The following is a 16,137-nucleotide window of genomic DNA, read 5'->3' as shown; positions in this document are numbered from 1 at the left end:
ACAAAAAAAGTGTTCATGGTTGAAAATGATTTTTAATTAATTTATACGTGCTTAGTACAGGATGAAGTAGATAATATAAAGAAAAAATTATCACTTACATTTTTGATGAAAATATGAACTATTCAAATTTTCAAATGGATGTAGTTTGTTAAAAATACAAGTTTAATAATTATGCTTTCTAGAAAAAATGCTCATGAAGCAGTAGTAATTATGTTCGAACAAGCAGTAAAGCGTATGGAAGAACTTAATGAACCTGGCAGAAGGTGCCTTTACGAAGAATATAAAGAATGGATAGAAGGTCTTGGCGATAAAGGGGAAGAACAAGATGCGATGATCTTTAAATATATGGGCAAACCCCAAATCAACTAAGCATTTATTTCACCCAAGCAATTTGAATTAAGGAATGAATCCTATAAATTCTTTCAAAAAATGGTTGCTAAATATATTAATGCCTTATATAGAAGGAAAAAGAAAGCAAAAAGGAATTGATAAAGAATTAATGATCCTTGGAAATAGATTAGAAGGCTGAAATATATGTATGACTAAGATCAATTTTTTAGAAGTTTGAGGCGGTAACTTTAGAAAGTAAATAGGTTTTCGAATGACCTGCTTGAATTCCTAGGCAAAGAACCTAGCTTGGTTTAGTGTTTTTATTGGAAGATGACATTCTCTGAAGCTTTTTAATCATTCCTGATATTTTGAAGATACCTAAGGGAAATAAAACAAAAATCGAAAAAACTACTGCCAATTTATAGTCATCCATGGAGAATAAATCCTAGTTAACCATCATAAAAAATATAAAAGCACCACCAATAATTATTTTTGCAGCTATACCGAAAGCAATTATTTTCCCAAATCTAATTTTTAATTTAAGTTTGGTGATATTAGTTTTGGCTGGATGAGTGGAATTTATTATAGAAGTTCTTCCAAAAAGTGTTTGCATGATTATCGATCAAAATTATCTAAACAAACTAACAACTTTGTAACTTGGTTGAGATAAAGGTAACTAGCATAGAACTTCTTTTATATATTTTTGTAAAATAAGGTGGTATTGTTTTGTATTATTTTTCTTTGAACAGCTCTCCCTTTTTACAGGCAAAGTAATTCATCAACACTTTCCAATTATTGTTACTATATTTAAGTATAAAAAATTCTTCTAGACTTTATTCACATGTCAATAATATTCTTTTACTGCTTATCAATTTCACTTCTATTTGTAATATTTTTTACTTTCATATCAACTTTCATCGCAAAAAGAAAACCTAAATTTGTTCATCAAATTCAAGTAGAAATAGTTAAAACTCATTTAGAACAAATATACAATCTGAATACTTTTAAAGACTCAGTGCATCAATAATTAAATTTTACTAGGAACAATCAAAACGGATGCTCAAGAAAACTTTAATATTGTTTATTTGTGCGTTAGATAATAAGAAAAAAAGAATTAGCAGTCATTGAATTTCTTCTAGGAGTGAAAAAATATTGATGATATTTACGGTCTAAGTGCTAATGATTTCATTCTGTTGACATTTTCTAATCCTTCTTCCCGTACTTGATCATTGCAACAGGAAGTCCAACAGTAAAAGCAACTCCAATAACAAGAATCAAAATCCCTAATAGAGAAAAGATTTCAACACCAAGTCCATTTTGAGCAAAAAACATTACTTAAAGACTCCTACAGTAATCTCCAACATTACCTTCTTCATTGCCAATAAACTTTTTTTGAATCTTTTCGCCTGCACTCAATTCCTTCATTGTCTCTTTCAGTGAATAATGTTCAGCACATAAAAGTTTTGCTTTATTTACTTTGAATTGAGGAATCAACCCAACTGCAATCCCGATCAATTCGACTGTTGATGTAATGACGCAGTATATGATTATTTGCGGGCCTTTCTAAGGAGACATGAAAAAAGGGGCTTACTGCCCCCAAGATAAATCGATTGTCAACAATTCAATTCTGAATCAAGAATCATTTGCTGCAACTTCTTCACGAGCTTGTTTTTGCCTTTCTTCAAAAGCAGAACGCCTATAAGCAATAAGCATTCCATTTTGCGTCGCAGAAAGTTGTGCTTGGCGAAGCCTTTCTGCTCTTTTGATTCGCTCTTTAATGAGTAAAAGGTTGTTCATAACCCTTATCTGTTAATGGAAATCCCGTTCCCTATTTCCATGTCATGCGTCCAGTTATAACCAGACGAACGTATGGAATACCATAACAAATAAAATTAAGAAGTTAAAGTCATTACAAAGATTCTCTAGCTGTTTTAGATCGTGTCGACATGGTTGAATAGTTCAAAATGCGAAGAAGAGTTCTTTTAAGAAATACTCTTACTTGTAAACCCAATTGGCTTTAATAATTTTTGAGAATGGATTGCAATCCTGTGCTTGCCACATTGCCTCTTGTTTATTGTTGGCAATGATGGTTTCTTCGTGTGTCTTTCCTTTTGAATTAACCATTGTGACTGCAAATCTCATAGCAGATAATGGATAGACATTTCATATCTAGTTAGCTCAAAGAACTCATTATTGGCAAGTTCGCTTTTTACAAATTAAAAAAAAAAAAGACATGAAGAAGGAGGCGAGATTTTGGTCGCCTCCTTTGAGACAGGCACTTATTTTTTTACCTAGCGTGCCCTGTCTCCTAATCTATTTTTAAACCCTGCTTGAATAGGTGAGAATAAGAAAAAACACCTGTCTTATAATGAAATAACTATAAAAGGAATATTTTCATGAGTAGGAAAAGAGACAAAATTTGGACAGCCATCATTGCAACCAAGCAATGGTTCAGCAAATTATTCACCAGCGAAGCAGATGCTTTAGTTGATGACTTTGGTAATAATCCACCACCGGATATAGGGAATCAACCTTACTCAGGAGAGGATAATAAAAAAGGTGACTAACTATTTTTATCTTTTCAGAAGTTATTGCTCTATTAAAAATTAGAGTATAGGTTTATCTAACAGCAGCTTCTTTTTGCTTTTTATTAACTAATGATGCGAATCCGATACAAGCAAACGCAAGCAAGCCTAAGACTAAAAATGATTTAGCGAGAACAATTTCTGAAATCTCAAGAGTCATTTTTTTTTTTAACTACGATTTATAGATATATTGTGAGTTAATTCATTTAATGAAAAGTACGAATTAGACATATCAGAGTAAGTAAAGAAGATACCAAGAATATTATTCTTAACGGCTAATGTATCCGAATTAATTATCCAAACGACAAAAAAGCACAACTGCATTTGTTTTGAGTATTAGCCTCCAGTGACACCTTGCATTAAAAATGTTTATATTAGCAAGCAATCTTTATAAGGTTATTTAATTTTACAGGCGTTTTTAAACAATGAAAAACTTTCTACAAAAACTTTCTGACGTTTTAAAAGAGATAAGTCAGAAAATCGCTGAACTTTTAAAAGGAATTAGCGACAAAATTTCTGAATTTTTTAAAGGAAATAAATCAGTTGAAGTAGTTCAGCCTGTTAAAGAGACTCAGCCTGCCGAAGAAGTTCAACCTGCAGCGGAAGATCAATCAGTTGAAGAGACTCAGCCTGTCGAAGAAGTTCAACCTGTTGCAAAGAAAGAAGATAACTCTCAATAAATTCTATTAATTCCGATTTGTGATTGATCCTTTTAAGGGGGATTGTCCTACTGCATATATCGTAGTTGGACATCAAAAGTGTATTAGGTGACTAACGTTTTAATGTGTTAATAGATAATAATGAAATTTGTATTTAACTCCTTTGTAAAATAGGAATCATTTTCCCTCCATCAAAATCATCATCATCATTATCATTTAAAAATCTCATTCCAAAATCCCAACCTAGATAGCCTAAGAATGTGAAAAATAAGGTTTTCAAAAGTATTCCATGAGAAATATACGTCGCTAGTCCAATAATTATTCCAAAACATATTATTAATATTTCCAAGCGTTTTATTAAAAATTAAATGCTAACAAAGCAATTTTGTTTTTTATGTCTCTTATTTTTATATAAGTATTGATATTAAAGACATAAAAATAGTTCATTTAATCCTGTCTTTACCATTATTTGTCAGTAGATGGTCTATTACTTCTGGATGATTCCTTTTGCTTTAAGAATAGGCGTGTATGGGCAATTATCTCTGCTAAGCAATTCAAGAGCTGATGCAATAGAGCTTCTTGATCCATCTCTTAAAACTTTTTCAAAATATTCACACATTTCAAGAAGTTCAACTTCTGTTGGAGCGTCTCTAGACATCTATCTGAAATCTTCAGTGAACTCAATAACGTCTCTGCTTATTCCAAGTTTCATCGCTTCTTCTTCCAAAGTTAAATGACTTTGTTCGATTTCTTTTCTATAATTCATCACACTTTTACTTTCGTTCCCTGAAGGAGGGATTCCATCAATGACATCAAATAAAATACTTTTTCTTAGTTGTAATTCCATAAAAAAGTAACCTCTTTTTTATTTATGACTAATAATTCGTTTTCGGGAAATGATTTTTTAAACCATTCTTTGTATCAAATGGATAGTTATCTCAATTGTTGATATATACGGTCTTAGTCCTACAGCTATTAGGAGGTGGTCTATGGCTTAATCCCGCCGCTCGTCCCGCCAAATCGAAATAGCACCCGATAAGAAAGCTTGTTATTACAACCAATGAAAAGAATTCCCCTCTGCATAGCAGGTAGGGGGCAAAAAATACCTCATGTTTCTTAGGTGACTCCCCACCTTTTGAACACTTACTACCTATATACAGATATCTATTGTTTTTTATTTTTTTAGAAAAGGGATGAGACATAAGACAAATGCCTCATCTTCTTTTATTTCTGCTTTTTGGCCGCCTTAGGTGCCTTAGATCTTTCGCCAGAGATACTTTCTACCTCCATTTATTCGAGTTTGAGTACGCTCCCTGCAAGATTCGAACTTGCGGCCCACTGCTTAGAAGGCAGTTGCTCTATCCAGCTGAGCTAAGGGAGCTAAAAGGGATATTTAAGAGAAAAACGATAAAGATCGCTTTGCTCTGAAAAATCAACCATTTAAGACTACATACTGACGTAGCTTGCCACAAGCAGAATTAAGCAGACCAACAACAGCTTGATAAATTATTTGCTGAAATTGACTTTCTGAAATGCCAGGAATAGATATTTATATCACAAGGGTTAGGAGTTTATACTTATTCTGATAATATTTTTTGAGGATCTTGATTTGTTTAGAGTTTTTTGTAGGTTGAAAATTATTTTTACTACTTCTGTTGATTAGGTCTTATCTTGGATGGGTAGAAATGATAGAAATGATTTCAAGAAGGTTGACCAAGCCGCAAAAAGCGGAAATATTAGAGGCTTATATTGCTGGAGATAATACCAATGTCCTTGCAGAAAAATATAGTTGTACGGCCAATACTATAAATAGAACAGTCAAAACTTTATTGACAGAAACTGAATATAAACTTTTAAAGAAGAAAAGATCAAAGATTGTCAATAAAACTAAAAATTTAGTTGAGAATGAAAAAGGAAAAATGGAAGATTCAGAACAGACAAATTCATTAATTACATTTAAGGAAAAAGTTAATCAAGAAGATTTAATTTTAAAAGTAAATGAACAATCTCCTGTTAAAGAGTTTGAGGAAATTGCTTTTTTAGCTCTTGAGGATGCTGATGATTTTGGCGAAAATATATCCGCTGAAAAGCAAAATAATAAAAATGACCAGAACTTCGCAAATCATTTTGAGGAAATAACCCCCTTGCTCTCTAGTTTTGATTTTGATGTAGAGAAGCAAAAATCAGATTTTGAGATATTTAGCTATGAAATCCTCCCTGAGACCGTTTATATGATTGTTGATAAGAAAGTTGAGCTAGACTTTCAACCTATTTCTGATTTGCCTGAATGGAGTTTCTTGCCCGAGAAAGAATTACAAAGAAATGCAATTTTATTATTTTCTAATCAACGTGCTGCAAAAAGAATTTGTTCTAGAAATCAGAGAGTTATTAAAATTCCAAACACAAGTATTTTTAAACTTTCCAAATCATATTTGATTTCAAAAGGTATTACTAGATTAATTCTTGAAGATGCAATTATTGCTTTGGATGATTAGGACTTTTAAAATTAATTTTCTTCATTATTATTTATCATTAATACTGAAGTTAGGCCTCCAGACATTAATCCTAAAGTGAATGATGAACCAATTATGAAACCTATTGGTAGAGATACAGTCTTATTTATAAGAAAATTCAAACTATATTTCTTACTTAGGTTTTGAGATCCAAGGCAGAGAAAGAAAATTAGTAATATTGATGTAGCGAAATTTAGCGTTAAAAGTTTTAATTTGAAAAACATATAAAAGTTGTTTTAATTAAGATTTATATTTAATTAGCATTAAGCGAAAAACTTTATTTGTCAAGTTTCTTATGTAACTTTGAATAAAGCCATTTTCTTTCGTAACCTGTTTCTTCTGCAATTTTTCGAGCTGCGATGTTAGATTTTTCTCCTTTCTTGATTAATTCATTGAGCTTATTTAATGCTTCAGATTTACTTGTAGTATTATTATTAGTATTATTATTTCCTCCTAAAACTATTGTAAATTCGCCTTTAGGCTTATTAATAAGAAAATATTTTAGTACCTCTTCTATAGTTTTTCCTATTGACTCTTCGTACCTTTTTGTAAGTTCACGGGCTATTTGAATAGGGCGATCTTTTCCGCATAAAATAGATAAATCTTCTAAAAGTTTTATTAATTGATGTGGTGATTCATAGATGACTGTTGTTCTTTGTTCTTGAGAAATATTTTCCAAACGTTTTTTTCTAATACTTTGTTTTTTTGGAAGAAACCCTTCAAAACAAAATCTCTCTGAGGGTAATCCACTTATTACTAATGCTGTTATTGCTGCACATGGACCAGGGATGCAAATCACTTCATAACTCTTTGACCTTGCAGCGTGAACAAGTTCTTGTCCAGGATCATTAATTCCTGGTAACCCAGCATCACTAATTAAGGCAAGACTTCCACTACTCTCTAAAATTCCCAATAATTTAGTTTGTCGACTTTTGAAATTGTGTTTGTGATAGCTAAGGAGATCTACATCAGATCCTATTGTTTTCATTAGTTTTCCGCTCCTTCGAGTATCTTCACAGGCAATGAGTGATACTTTCTTAAGAATTGATTTTGCTCTTGGAGACAAATCACCTAAGTTGCCTATTGGGGTCCCTACTATATAAAGAGTCCCTGGACAAGGTTCTGATCTTTCTTGGAGAGGCTTGTGATCATCAATTAAATCCATTATGTCAATTGAACTTGTTGTGCCAAAAGAGGTCGACTTAACGACTTTATTGGATGAACTTAGAAAGCTTAGCTGGGCTGCTGCAGATGTTTTGATGGCTTATGCACGAGGAAATCAACCTCCCTATGGGTTCCAAAAATATTTGACTGTGGAAGAAGGTGGCGATGGACCAGTATCAGCAGCTGATACTGCAGTGAATCAATTATTGATCTCTGGTCTGAAGGATAACTTCACTTATAAAGAATGGGATATTTTAAGTGAAGAAACTTCTAAGGAGAAAACTTTTCAGCAAGCCGATTATCAAAAAGATTGGTGCTGGATCCTTGATCCGCTTGATGGGACAAAGGATTTTCTTCAAGGATCTGAAAACTATGCAGTTCATATCGCTTTGGCATATAAGCAAAAGCCAAAAATTGGGATAGTTTTGATTCCTGAAAAAGAGGAGCTTTGGTTTGGAATCATTGGAAGTGGTGCTTGGTATGAAAAACGTGATAGTTCGAAAAAGTCCGTTTCTTTTAGTAAAAGACTAGATTTATCTGAATTGGTTCTCGTCTCAAGCAAAAATCATCAAGAATCAAAACTTCTAAATCTTCTATCAACTTTGTCCTTTGCTGAAACGAAAAACATAGGAAGTGTTGGTTGTAAAGTCGCATCTATTTTGAGAGGAGACGCAGATGTTTATATCTCTCTATCTGGAAAAACTTCTCCAAAGGATTGGGATATGGCTGCCCCTCATGCGCTTATTGAGGCAGCTGGTGGAATGTTTTCTCATGCAGATGGAGTGAGTTTGACTTATAACAAAACAAATTATTCTCAATCTGGTTGTTTAATAGCAAGTCATGGGAAATCCCATCAAAATATTTGTAATAAAGCTATGAAGTTTTTCTCTACAGAAGAGCCTAAATATAAAGTTTAATTTTTAAGTAAGAGGGGCAACAGGAGTAGGAGTTGGCTCAGGATAATTGTTCATTCCGCCATTTTGAGGTACTCCTCTTAGGGTTAAATTTATACGTCCACGATTATCTATCTCTCTTACCCTTACAGTCACTTGGTCTCCAACTTTTACAACATCTTCAACTTTTTCTACTCTTGCTTCAGATAATTGAGAAATATGAATCATCCCTTCTTTGCCAGGAAGAATTTCCACAAAGGCACCAATTGGAATAATTCTTGTAATAGAGCCAGCGAAAACTTCTCCTTCATGAACTTTTCTAGTTAAACCTTCAATAATTCTTTGAGCTTCTTCTGCAGCTGCTCCATCATGAGATGCAATAGTTACTATCCCTCCATCTTCTATATCAATTTTAGTGTTGGTTCTTTCAGTGATCCCTTTTATTGTTCTTCCTCCAGGGCCAATGACAGTTCCTATGAGTTCTGGATCTATTCTAAAACTTAATAGTCTTGGTGCATGAGGAGAAAGATTATCTTTTGGCGTCTCAATTGCCTCTAACATTTTTCCTAATATATGAGTCCTAGCAGGAAGTGCTTGATTAATAGCATCCCCAATTGTCTCAATTGGTAGTCCAGTTATCTTCATATCCATTTGCAAGGCCGTAATTCCTTTTTCTGTCCCTGCAACTTTGAAATCCATATCTCCAAGAAAATCTTCTATCCCTTGAATATCAGTTAAAATCCTAACTTCTTTTCCTTCTTTAATTAGTCCCATTGCGGCTCCACCGACAGGAGCTTTTAAAGGAACTCCAGCATCCATCAAGGCTAGAGTACTACCGCAAACTGAAGCCATTGAAGTAGAACCATTTGAACTCAAGACTTCACTAACAACTCTAAGGACATAAGGGAAAGTATCTTTTGCTGGGAGAACAGGAATTAAGGCCCTTTCTGCTAAAGCTCCATGGCCAACTTCTCTTCTACCAGGAGTTCTCATTGGTTTAGTCTCTCCAACTGAGTAAGGTGGGAAGTTGTAATGATGTATATATGTCTTATCGGTGTTAGGGTTTAAATCGTCCATTTCTTGTGCATCACTTGGAGTGCCTAATGTTGCTGTAGAGAGAACTTGAGTTAAACCTCTTTGAAACAAAGCTGATCCATGAACTCTGTTAGGTAAAACGGCAGCATCTGCATCGATTTCCCTTACTTCATTTAATTCTCTTCCGTCGACTCTTTTGCCTTCTTTAATTATCTGATCTCTCATTAACTTTTTGGTTAAAGCTTTATAACTATTTTCTAACAACTTGTTATTTAAGGAAAGAGATTTTTTAACAGCATTATCATCTTTTAGTCCATCTATTTTTGAAGTAATACTTATCTTTATTTCTTCAATTTTATTGTCTCTCTCATCTTTTGTTTGATCAAAGTTTTTAAGAACTTCACTAATTGATTTTGTACAATTTTTGTCTAAATAATTTGAAATTGTGTCATCTACTTGAGGCGCTTCTGGCATCTCTTGTTTGATGCCTGCTTCTTTTAAAACTTCCTTCTGAGCATTGATTAATTCAGTTATGGCTTCGTATCCAAAATCAATAGCTTCAATAACATCTTGTTCTGAAAGTTGATTAGCTCCTGCTTCAACCATCACAACACCATCAGGAGTTCCTGCGACTACAAGGTCAAGATCACCTCTTTCGATTTCTCGATAACTTGGATTAAGAACGAAGTCATCTCCTAATAGGCCTACTCGAACGGCAGCCATAGGGCCTTGGAAAGGTATTCCTGCCATTAGTGTTGCCATTGAAGCTCCAGTTACAGCCAAAACATCTGCAGGAACTCTTTCATCTAAGGAGAGACATGTCGCAACTATTTGTATATCGTCTCTCATCCAACCAGGGAAAAGAGGTCTCATCGGGCGATCAATAAGTCTTGAGATTAAAGTTGCTCGCTCGGGGGGACGTCCTTCTCGTCTCATAAAACTTCCTGGAATCCGTCCAGCTGCATATAGCCTTTCTTCGTAATCACACATTAAAGGCAGGAAATCTACTCCTTCTCGTCCTGTAGATTTTGTTGCTGTTACAAGAACGGAGGTGTCCCCACATTCAATCATTACTGAACCACCAGCCTGTGGAGCAAATCTCCCTGTAGTGAGCTTTATCTCTCTACCATCGAAGGAAACGGATTTTGTCTGACCTTGCACGTGACTTTATAGCTTTTTGTCTTCACACATTCTTACACTTAATGGGACTAATTGAGTAAAAATCTTGATAGATTTGTTTCCTAGAGGAAACATTTACCACAATTACTGAAACTAAAAAAAAAGTGGGAGATTTAATCTTTCCCACTTATTGGTGTAAATAAATTTACTTTTAATTTTTACCAGCTTGATTTAACTACTCCAGGCAATTCACCATTATGAGCTCTTGACCTAAGTTGATTTCTGCAAAGACCGAAATCTCTATAAACACCTCTTGGCTTTCCAGTTGCCCAGCAACGATTCCTAATTCTATTTGGTGCGCAATTTCTAGGTAAAGCTTGAATCTTTCTATGGATTTCTAGTCTTTCCATGGGATCTTTGGCTGATTTGAAAGCATCAATAAGAGTTTTACGCTTCGTTGCGTATCTTTCTACGAGTTTTTTGCGCTTTACATCACGCGCTATCATTGATTTCTTGGCCATTAAGGGAGTTATTTAACTCATTTGAATAGCATATTAACTCCTTGCATGATTGTTTTAAGATATTGCCTGAAATTTATTTTTAAAATATTCTTGGCAACAAATGAAATTATCCATATATTTGCAATAGTTTATCTGTGAACCAATTGCTGAACTAAAGATAATTGTGTTGTATCGCGGATTATTAAAACCAAACTTAATCCTACAAGTAAGACAAAACCTGATTGCATAAAAGCTAATTGAATTTTCTCAGGAACTGGCTTCCCACGGATACTTTCTAAGACAAGAAGAACTAGTTGACCTCCATCAAGAAGAGGCAAAGGTAACGAGTTGAGAACTGCAAGATTAATGGAAACTAATGCAGAAAAGAGTACAAGACCTGATCCTCCTTGTTCTGAAAGCTGAGCACCAATTTCAACAATTTTCACAGGTCCACTTAACTGCTGAGCAGTTGAAGCAAAATTAGTAATCAAACTTTTATAGCCAATAACGGTTCGACTTAGTAATTCATAAAATTGTGAATTTGAGCTATTAACTATTTCACCAATATTCTTTGCTTTTGATAACTCATTTGGAAGATTGGGTTGTAATTGAGCTCCTATCCTTCCATTTCCTTCGTTGTCAGCGGGGGTTATATAAATTGTTTCGCTTTCATCTTGAGAAACTCTCTCGAAAAGTAATTCTTTCCCTGAAGATGTCTGAATAATATTGACTAAATTCATGATACCTTCTTTCCCTCTTCCTAATGGTTGACCATTTACGCTCATTATTCTGTCTCCAGCAACTAACCCTGATTTAAATGCAGGCTCATCTGGCTGTATTCCCATGATTATTACTCCTGGCTCAGCTGGAGTAGGAATCCCTGCAAAGCTTGCTTGACCAATGAGTACTATCCAAGCAAGTAATAAATTTGCTATTACACCTGCTGAAATAACTATTGCTCTTTGGTGAATTGGTCTATTCTTTAAAAGATCAGGGTCATTTGGTTTGACTAGAGAATTTGATTCTTCATCAGGAAAGGAGACGAACCCCCCTAAAGGAAGAGATCTAAGTGAATAAGTAATTCCATTTATTTCCTTTTTTAAAAGAGCTGGCCCAAAACCAATTGAAAACCCACTGACTTTAATTTTTTGAAGTATGGCTGCTAAAAAATGACCAGCTTCATGAAAAAAAATTAGAAGGCCAAGAACAGCTATAGATAAGAGAACGTTCATTAATTAGATTTTGATTGAGCTATTCTGGCTGTAATTTATTCGAACCGAAGTAAGGTATTAAGGCTTTTGGTAAATTGATACTTCCATCTGCTTGTTGACCATTTTCAAGAATCGCAGCCATAGTGCGACCTATAGCCAGTCCACTTCCATTTAAAGTATGCAAAAGTATATTTTTTTTATTGTTATCTTTTGTTCTTATTGAAGATCTTCTCGCTTGAAAGTCTCCACAATTGCTGCAACTAGATATTTCTCTAAAGGTATTTGCTCCTGAAAGCCAAACCTCCAGATCGTATGTCTTTTTTGCTGAAAAACCTAAATCTCCAGTGCAAAGCTCAATTACTCTATAAGGCAGTTCTAATTCTTGTAGAACAGATTCTGCATCATATGTGATTTGCTCTAAAGCTTCTTTAGATTTATCAGGACTAGAGAACCAATATAGTTCTACTTTATTGAATTGATGAAGTCTTATTAGTCCTCTAGTGTCTCTTCCGTAACTACCTGCTTCTCTTCTAAAGCAAGGACTATAAGCAACGTATTTTAATGGGAGCAAATCTTTTGGGATTATTTCACCTCTATGAAGAGATGTTAATGGAACTTCAGCAGTAGGAGTAAGCCATAAATCATCATCAGAACATCGAAAACTTTCCTCTGCAAATTTTGGGAGCTGACCTGATCCAGTAAGACTTGCTGTATTTACAAGAGCTGGCGGGAGAACTTCTACATATCCTTTTTTAACATGAAAATCAAGCATGAAATTTATAAGTGATCTTTCAAGTTTTGCAGCTTGGTTGAAAAGGGTTACAAATCGACTTTTGGCTATTAATGATGATCTCTCACTATCCCAGAGGTTTAATTGATTAGCAATTTCCCAATGCTCTTTTAGATTATCTCCTAAAAAAGGTTCACCCCATCTTCTTATTTCCTTATTGTCTTTTTCGCTTTTTCCCTCTATAGAATCTTTTTCTGGGAGATTTGGTATGCAAAGTATTTGTTCATTTAATCTTTGTGAAATCGATTTTTCTTCCTCTTCCATAATCGCAACTTGTTTTTTTATTTGATTGCCCTTAATGCGTAGGTTTGAGATCTCTTCTGAATTTGGAGATAGACCTTTTTTTATTTTTTGCCCAACCTCTTTGCCTATTGAATTTCCTTGCGCTTGTAAAAGGCTTCTTTTTTCCTCAAGCTCTTTGAGATCTTCGCAGGATTTTTGAAGGGGTTCTAAATCAATATTCATTCCTCTTGATACAAGTCCATCTTTAATTAAATTAGGATTTTCCCTAAGTAGTCTTTGATCTATCACTATCTAAATATTGAAGTCCTTTTAGCCTAAACGTTAATTGTTCCTAAAAATAAGCACGCTTGTTAATTTCTTTTGAATTAAGAACTATTTTTGGTTCTAAAACTGAAATTGATAGAAACTTTAAAAAAGTTTTGGTGATGAAGCTCTTGCTCTTCCACTAGAAGCCCATTCTTTTAAAGATTCAAGTTGCTCTCTTGCAGTTCTAGAAAGAGGTACCAGTTGACTTATAGCGAGTATTAAATCACCTTCAAGAAGTTCTCTTCTTTCTGCAAATGCAAAATACATTGCCTCTATAACTGATTGTTCTAATTCTGCTCCAGAAAATCCTTCAGTCCTATCAACAGCAGCATTTAAATCAATCTGTACATTAGGCCTTCGTTTTTGAAGATGAAGTTCAAGAATACTATGTCTTTCATTCCTAGAGGGTAATTCCAGCATAAAAATCTCATCAAATCTTCCTTTCCTAAGTAGCTCAGCAGGAAGCTTATCTATCCCATTTGCAGTTGCTACAAGAAAAACAGAAGAAGTTTTTTCTGACATCCAAGTAAGAATATTTGCAAGGACTCTTTGACTGGTTCCACCGTCACTTCTTCCATCTCCCCCAAAAGCTTTGTCAATTTCGTCAATCCATAAAATGCAAGGGGCCATAGCTTCAGCGCGCTGAATGGTTTCTCTTGTCCTAGCTTCACTGGCACCTACTAAACCGGCAAATAATCTACCTACATCAAGTCTTAATAATGGCATAGACCAGCTATTTGCTATTGCTTTAGCTACTAGAGATTTTCCTGTTCCTTGAGGGCCAACTAGCAAAACACCTTTAGGTAAAGGCAATCCAAAATCTTTTGCTTCTTCTGAGAAAGCTTGTTTTCTTTGCTTTAACCAATCTTTCAATATTTGTAAACCTCCAACATCATTGGGTGACTTAGTTGTTTTGCAATATTCCAAGACCTCGCTACGAGCAATAGATTGGCGTTTCTCTTCCAGTACTTCTATTAAATCTTCTTTGCCAATTTGACCTCTTTGTGCAAGAGCTCTAGCAGCTACTTTCCTTATTCTGGATTCACTAAGACCTCCACATGCATTTGTAAGTTCCTTTAAAATTTCCTCGTCTAATTGAGAATTACTTGCCTCAGCAATATTTGCTAAAAGTATCTTGATTTCATTTTCTTTAGGTAGGGGGAGGTCAAGAATAGTAAGGTCTTCTTCTAAATCGTTTGAAGGGCTCCATAATCCAGAACTAATAATTATGGAATGAGGCTTTGAACGAAGATGGACAGTTAAATTTTTTAGCATTCTTAGAATGCCAGGATCTTCACAAAAATGGTGAAAATCTTTTAATAAAAGTATCGTTGGAGAACTGTCATCCAGTTCCTTCAGCCATTCAAGAACTGCCATTGGCTGCCTAGAGCCAAGTTTATTGGAATTCAGAATATTACTGATACCATCTATATAATCCCACGATGCAAGTCTTCTTGGCGAAAGTCTCTTCGTAGAATTTTTTAAAAGAGTTTCAACTCTTTCTTCTTCATTACTCCTTATCCAAATAATTGGAGTTCTTGCTCTAATTAATAGATCAAGTTGCTCTTCCCAATTAGACATAAGCTATTAATCTAATTATACACAAGAGTTTATTAATATAATAAGCTCTATTCCTGAATTATTTATTACTTTTTGGTTCAAAAGGTAATCTTTCTGAATCTGATATTACTTCTGAAGATACAGAAACAGTAGGATTATTTTGCTGTTTAAGTTGATCATCAAGTATTTTTTGTAGATTATCTGGTAAGGATTCTCTGCTAAGCAGAAATGTTTGTAATCCTTGAAAAATATTTGCGATGACCATATATAGCAAAACACCAGCAGGCAAAGGGAAGAATAAAAACATTCCAGTAATCATTACCGGTGTAATTTTATTAGCAGTTGATTGTTGTTTGTTTACAGGCATTCCTCTTCCAGAGAGTACCTGAGAAATGACGAGTGTTAAACCAAAACCTGCTACTAGAATTGCAATATCCCAATGAATTGCCCCATCGACATAAAAGCCAACATTTCCTAAAGCTTTTATAAATAAGAAACCACTTTTGGCTGCTAAACCAGGGATCTTTGCTTCAACAGTAGCATCGCCAGGATTAAGTGCATTTACAGTCCCATCAGACGATACCTTTACAATATCTTCTCCTTTTGTGACTTTCCAAGAAGGAAAAAATTTAGATCCATTTTCATATTTCTTTAATTCGTTAACGTATGAATCTCCATTTAAAGTCTGCAAATTAATTTTAACTGAATCACCTGATCCGATTTTTGTGCCACCTGGAATAGTTGCAATAACAGGGAAATGATTCTTTTCAGTAATGAATATGGAGTGCTTCGCTGTCTTGAAAGGTTTTGGCTCAACAGCTGCTATTTGGTCTGAAGGTAAAACTTTGAGATTGACAAGATAAGGTACATCAGCAAAAGGTGAACCTCTTAAAGTTGCGAATAATGCGAATAATATTGGCATTTGAACAAGGAGAGGAAGGCATCCAGCTAGTGGACTACCAAATTCACCCATTAATTTCCCTAATTCTTCCTGTTGCTTTTGAGGATTGCTTGCATAGCGACTTTTGATTTCAGCCTGTCTTTTTTGCATGACAGGTTGAGCTATCTTCATCCTTCTTGCGCTTCTGATTGAGCCAGCGCTAAGAGGGAAAAGTGCCAGGCGGATAACTATGGTTAATGCGACAATCGCTAGTCCATAACTTGGAACTAATCCGTAGAAAAAATCTAGGATCGGGATAAGTAGATTGTCTGAGATGTACCCGATCACG

The 16,137-nt window shown here is 34.5% G+C and carries 22 protein-coding genes and 1 tRNA gene; 6 read left to right on the top strand and 17 right to left on the bottom strand.

Translation table 11 applies throughout. The features are described 5' to 3' along the window. Positions 1 to 171: 171 nt before the first annotated feature. Complete coding sequence (locus AC6EIZ_RS04920; RefSeq protein ID WP_498512857.1) at positions 172 to 369, top strand: hypothetical protein; 198 nt, start codon at positions 172 to 174, stop codon at positions 367 to 369. 34 nt (positions 370 to 403) lie between these two features. After that, positions 404 to 529: a hypothetical protein gene (locus AC6EIZ_RS04915; protein WP_498512855.1), complete on the top strand. Its 126-nt coding sequence runs from the start codon at positions 404 to 406 to the stop codon at positions 527 to 529. Positions 530 to 775: 246 nt separating this feature from the next. Here the strand turns inward: AC6EIZ_RS04915 and AC6EIZ_RS04910 are convergent, their stop codons facing one another. The 5 genes from AC6EIZ_RS04910 to AC6EIZ_RS04890 all read right to left on the bottom strand — a co-directional run bounded on the left by AC6EIZ_RS04910 (position 776) and on the right by AC6EIZ_RS04890 (position 2,472). Next, positions 776 to 943: a hypothetical protein gene (locus AC6EIZ_RS04910; protein ID WP_498512853.1), complete on the bottom strand. Its 168-nt coding sequence runs from the start codon at positions 941 to 943 to the stop codon at positions 776 to 778. A 590-nt stretch (positions 944 to 1,533) separates the two neighbouring features. Then, entirely contained in the window at positions 1,534 to 1,662 is a 129-nt protein-coding gene (locus AC6EIZ_RS04905) for a hypothetical protein (protein ID WP_498512851.1), read from the bottom strand. A gap of 3 nt (positions 1,663 to 1,665) precedes the next feature. Next, positions 1,666 to 1,845: a hypothetical protein gene (locus tag AC6EIZ_RS04900; RefSeq protein WP_498512849.1), complete on the bottom strand. Its 180-nt coding sequence runs from the start codon at positions 1,843 to 1,845 to the stop codon at positions 1,666 to 1,668. Between the two features lie 117 nt (positions 1,846 to 1,962). Continuing rightward, positions 1,963 to 2,127 carry a hypothetical protein gene (locus AC6EIZ_RS04895; RefSeq protein WP_498512847.1) on the bottom strand — a complete coding sequence of 55 codons (165 nt, stop codon included), beginning with the start codon at positions 2,125 to 2,127 and terminating at the stop codon, positions 1,963 to 1,965. Positions 2,128 to 2,325: 198 nt separating this feature from the next. Then, positions 2,326 to 2,472 (bottom strand): hypothetical protein, encoded by a 147-nt coding sequence (locus tag AC6EIZ_RS04890; RefSeq protein WP_498512845.1) that lies wholly within the window; start codon positions 2,470 to 2,472, stop codon positions 2,326 to 2,328. A gap of 254 nt (positions 2,473 to 2,726) precedes the next feature. Here AC6EIZ_RS04890 and AC6EIZ_RS04885 point away from each other — a divergent pair, with 254 nt between their 5' ends. After that, positions 2,727 to 2,897 (top strand): hypothetical protein, encoded by a 171-nt coding sequence (locus AC6EIZ_RS04885; protein ID WP_498512843.1) that lies wholly within the window; start codon positions 2,727 to 2,729, stop codon positions 2,895 to 2,897. Positions 2,898 to 2,949: 52 nt separating this feature from the next. Here AC6EIZ_RS04885 and AC6EIZ_RS04880 read toward each other — a convergent pair whose 3' ends face one another. Further along, positions 2,950 to 3,075, bottom strand: coding sequence for a hypothetical protein (locus AC6EIZ_RS04880; protein WP_498512841.1), 126 nt, complete (start codon positions 3,073 to 3,075; stop codon positions 2,950 to 2,952). A gap of 265 nt (positions 3,076 to 3,340) precedes the next feature. On the opposite strand from AC6EIZ_RS04880, the gene AC6EIZ_RS04875 reads away from it, so the two are divergent. Next, positions 3,341 to 3,595: a hypothetical protein gene (locus AC6EIZ_RS04875; RefSeq protein WP_498512839.1), complete on the top strand. Its 255-nt coding sequence runs from the start codon at positions 3,341 to 3,343 to the stop codon at positions 3,593 to 3,595. A gap of 133 nt (positions 3,596 to 3,728) precedes the next feature. Here AC6EIZ_RS04875 and AC6EIZ_RS04870 read toward each other — a convergent pair whose 3' ends face one another. From AC6EIZ_RS04870 to AC6EIZ_RS04855, 4 genes are all read right to left on the bottom strand, one after another. Then, the gene (locus AC6EIZ_RS04870; RefSeq protein WP_498512837.1) at positions 3,729 to 3,923 is read right to left on the bottom strand and encodes a hypothetical protein; all 195 of its coding nucleotides are present in this window, start codon (positions 3,921 to 3,923) and stop codon (positions 3,729 to 3,731) included. Positions 3,924 to 4,061: 138 nt separating this feature from the next. After that, positions 4,062 to 4,232, bottom strand: coding sequence for a hypothetical protein (locus AC6EIZ_RS04865; protein WP_498512835.1), 171 nt, complete (start codon positions 4,230 to 4,232; stop codon positions 4,062 to 4,064). Beyond that, a complete protein-coding gene (locus AC6EIZ_RS04860) occupies positions 4,233 to 4,421 on the bottom strand; it encodes a hypothetical protein (protein ID WP_498512833.1) in 189 nt (62 codons plus the stop codon). It abuts the gene before it with no gap. Between the two features lie 460 nt (positions 4,422 to 4,881). After that, positions 4,882 to 4,955: transfer RNA gene (locus tag AC6EIZ_RS04855), tRNA-Arg, on the bottom strand. Between the two features lie 304 nt (positions 4,956 to 5,259). On the opposite strand from AC6EIZ_RS04855, the gene AC6EIZ_RS04850 reads away from it, so the two are divergent. Continuing rightward, a complete protein-coding gene (locus AC6EIZ_RS04850; protein WP_498512831.1) occupies positions 5,260 to 6,069 on the top strand; it encodes a hypothetical protein in 810 nt (269 codons plus the stop codon). A 295-nt stretch (positions 6,070 to 6,364) separates the two neighbouring features. Here the strand turns inward: AC6EIZ_RS04850 and rsmI are convergent, their stop codons facing one another. Beyond that, on the bottom strand, positions 6,365 to 7,252 hold the full coding sequence (rsmI, locus tag AC6EIZ_RS04845) for a 16S rRNA (cytidine(1402)-2'-O)-methyltransferase (protein WP_498512829.1): 888 nt from the start codon (positions 7,250 to 7,252) through the stop codon (positions 6,365 to 6,367). 1 nt (position 7,253) lies between these two features. Between rsmI and AC6EIZ_RS04840 the strand changes: the two genes are divergently transcribed. Further along, positions 7,254 to 8,168, top strand: a complete 915-nt coding sequence (locus AC6EIZ_RS04840) for a 3'(2'),5'-bisphosphate nucleotidase CysQ family protein (protein WP_498512827.1) — start codon at positions 7,254 to 7,256, stop codon at positions 8,166 to 8,168. Between the two features lie 3 nt (positions 8,169 to 8,171). Here AC6EIZ_RS04840 and AC6EIZ_RS04835 read toward each other — a convergent pair whose 3' ends face one another. From AC6EIZ_RS04835 to yidC, 6 genes are all read right to left on the bottom strand, one after another. Beyond that, complete coding sequence (locus tag AC6EIZ_RS04835; protein ID WP_498512825.1) at positions 8,172 to 10,340, bottom strand: polyribonucleotide nucleotidyltransferase; 2,169 nt, start codon at positions 10,338 to 10,340, stop codon at positions 8,172 to 8,174. A 176-nt stretch (positions 10,341 to 10,516) separates the two neighbouring features. Beyond that, complete coding sequence (rpsN, locus tag AC6EIZ_RS04830; protein ID WP_498512823.1) at positions 10,517 to 10,819, bottom strand: 30S ribosomal protein S14; 303 nt, start codon at positions 10,817 to 10,819, stop codon at positions 10,517 to 10,519. 128 nt (positions 10,820 to 10,947) lie between these two features. Then, positions 10,948 to 12,030, bottom strand: coding sequence for an RIP metalloprotease RseP (gene rseP, locus AC6EIZ_RS04825; protein WP_498512821.1), 1,083 nt, complete (start codon positions 12,028 to 12,030; stop codon positions 10,948 to 10,950). Positions 12,031 to 12,049: 19 nt separating this feature from the next. Further along, the gene (gene serS / locus AC6EIZ_RS04820) at positions 12,050 to 13,330 is read right to left on the bottom strand and encodes a serine--tRNA ligase (protein WP_498512819.1); all 1,281 of its coding nucleotides are present in this window, start codon (positions 13,328 to 13,330) and stop codon (positions 12,050 to 12,052) included. 120 nt (positions 13,331 to 13,450) lie between these two features. Continuing rightward, the gene (locus AC6EIZ_RS04815) at positions 13,451 to 14,929 is read right to left on the bottom strand and encodes a Ycf46 family AAA ATPase (RefSeq protein ID WP_498512817.1); all 1,479 of its coding nucleotides are present in this window, start codon (positions 14,927 to 14,929) and stop codon (positions 13,451 to 13,453) included. 58 nt (positions 14,930 to 14,987) lie between these two features. After that, positions 14,988 to 16,136, bottom strand: a complete 1,149-nt coding sequence (gene yidC, locus AC6EIZ_RS04810) for a membrane protein insertase YidC (RefSeq protein WP_498512815.1) — start codon at positions 16,134 to 16,136, stop codon at positions 14,988 to 14,990. Position 16,137: the final 1 nt, after the last annotated feature.

The sequence above is a fragment of the Prochlorococcus sp. G4PB16 genome, assembly GCF_059772465.1.
This window is presented reverse-complemented; position numbering and strand designations above follow the sequence as displayed.

Excerpts from the sequence above, each read along its gene's own strand:
- AC6EIZ_RS04860 (WP_498512833.1), bottom strand. The coding sequence starts at position 4,421 with ATGGAATTACAACTAAGAAAAAGTATTTTATTTGATGTCATTGATGGA.
- AC6EIZ_RS04915 (WP_498512855.1), top strand. The coding sequence starts at position 404 with ATGAATCCTATAAATTCTTTCAAAAAATGGTTGCTAAATATATTAATG.
- rseP (WP_498512821.1), bottom strand. The coding sequence starts at position 12,030 with ATGAACGTTCTCTTATCTATAGCTGTTCTTGGCCTTCTAATTTTTTTT.
- AC6EIZ_RS04850 (WP_498512831.1), top strand. The coding sequence starts at position 5,260 with ATGATAGAAATGATTTCAAGAAGGTTGACCAAGCCGCAAAAAGCGGAA.
- AC6EIZ_RS04885 (WP_498512843.1), top strand. The coding sequence starts at position 2,727 with ATGAGTAGGAAAAGAGACAAAATTTGGACAGCCATCATTGCAACCAAG.
- AC6EIZ_RS04875 (WP_498512839.1), top strand. The coding sequence starts at position 3,341 with ATGAAAAACTTTCTACAAAAACTTTCTGACGTTTTAAAAGAGATAAGT.
- AC6EIZ_RS04815 (WP_498512817.1), bottom strand. The coding sequence starts at position 14,929 with ATGTCTAATTGGGAAGAGCAACTTGATCTATTAATTAGAGCAAGAACT.
- AC6EIZ_RS04840 (WP_498512827.1), top strand. The coding sequence starts at position 7,254 with ATGTCAATTGAACTTGTTGTGCCAAAAGAGGTCGACTTAACGACTTTA.
- AC6EIZ_RS04865 (WP_498512835.1), bottom strand. The coding sequence starts at position 4,232 with ATGTCTAGAGACGCTCCAACAGAAGTTGAACTTCTTGAAATGTGTGAA.
- rsmI (WP_498512829.1), bottom strand. The coding sequence starts at position 7,252 with ATGGATTTAATTGATGATCACAAGCCTCTCCAAGAAAGATCAGAACCT.
- AC6EIZ_RS04895 (WP_498512847.1), bottom strand. The coding sequence starts at position 2,127 with ATGAACAACCTTTTACTCATTAAAGAGCGAATCAAAAGAGCAGAAAGG.
- AC6EIZ_RS04910 (WP_498512853.1), bottom strand. The coding sequence starts at position 943 with ATGCAAACACTTTTTGGAAGAACTTCTATAATAAATTCCACTCATCCA.
- AC6EIZ_RS04880 (WP_498512841.1), bottom strand. The coding sequence starts at position 3,075 with ATGACTCTTGAGATTTCAGAAATTGTTCTCGCTAAATCATTTTTAGTC.
- AC6EIZ_RS04905 (WP_498512851.1), bottom strand. The coding sequence starts at position 1,662 with ATGTTTTTTGCTCAAAATGGACTTGGTGTTGAAATCTTTTCTCTATTA.
- rpsN (WP_498512823.1), bottom strand. The coding sequence starts at position 10,819 with ATGGCCAAGAAATCAATGATAGCGCGTGATGTAAAGCGCAAAAAACTC.
- AC6EIZ_RS04890 (WP_498512845.1), bottom strand. The coding sequence starts at position 2,472 with ATGAGATTTGCAGTCACAATGGTTAATTCAAAAGGAAAGACACACGAA.
- AC6EIZ_RS04920 (WP_498512857.1), top strand. The coding sequence starts at position 172 with ATGCTTTCTAGAAAAAATGCTCATGAAGCAGTAGTAATTATGTTCGAA.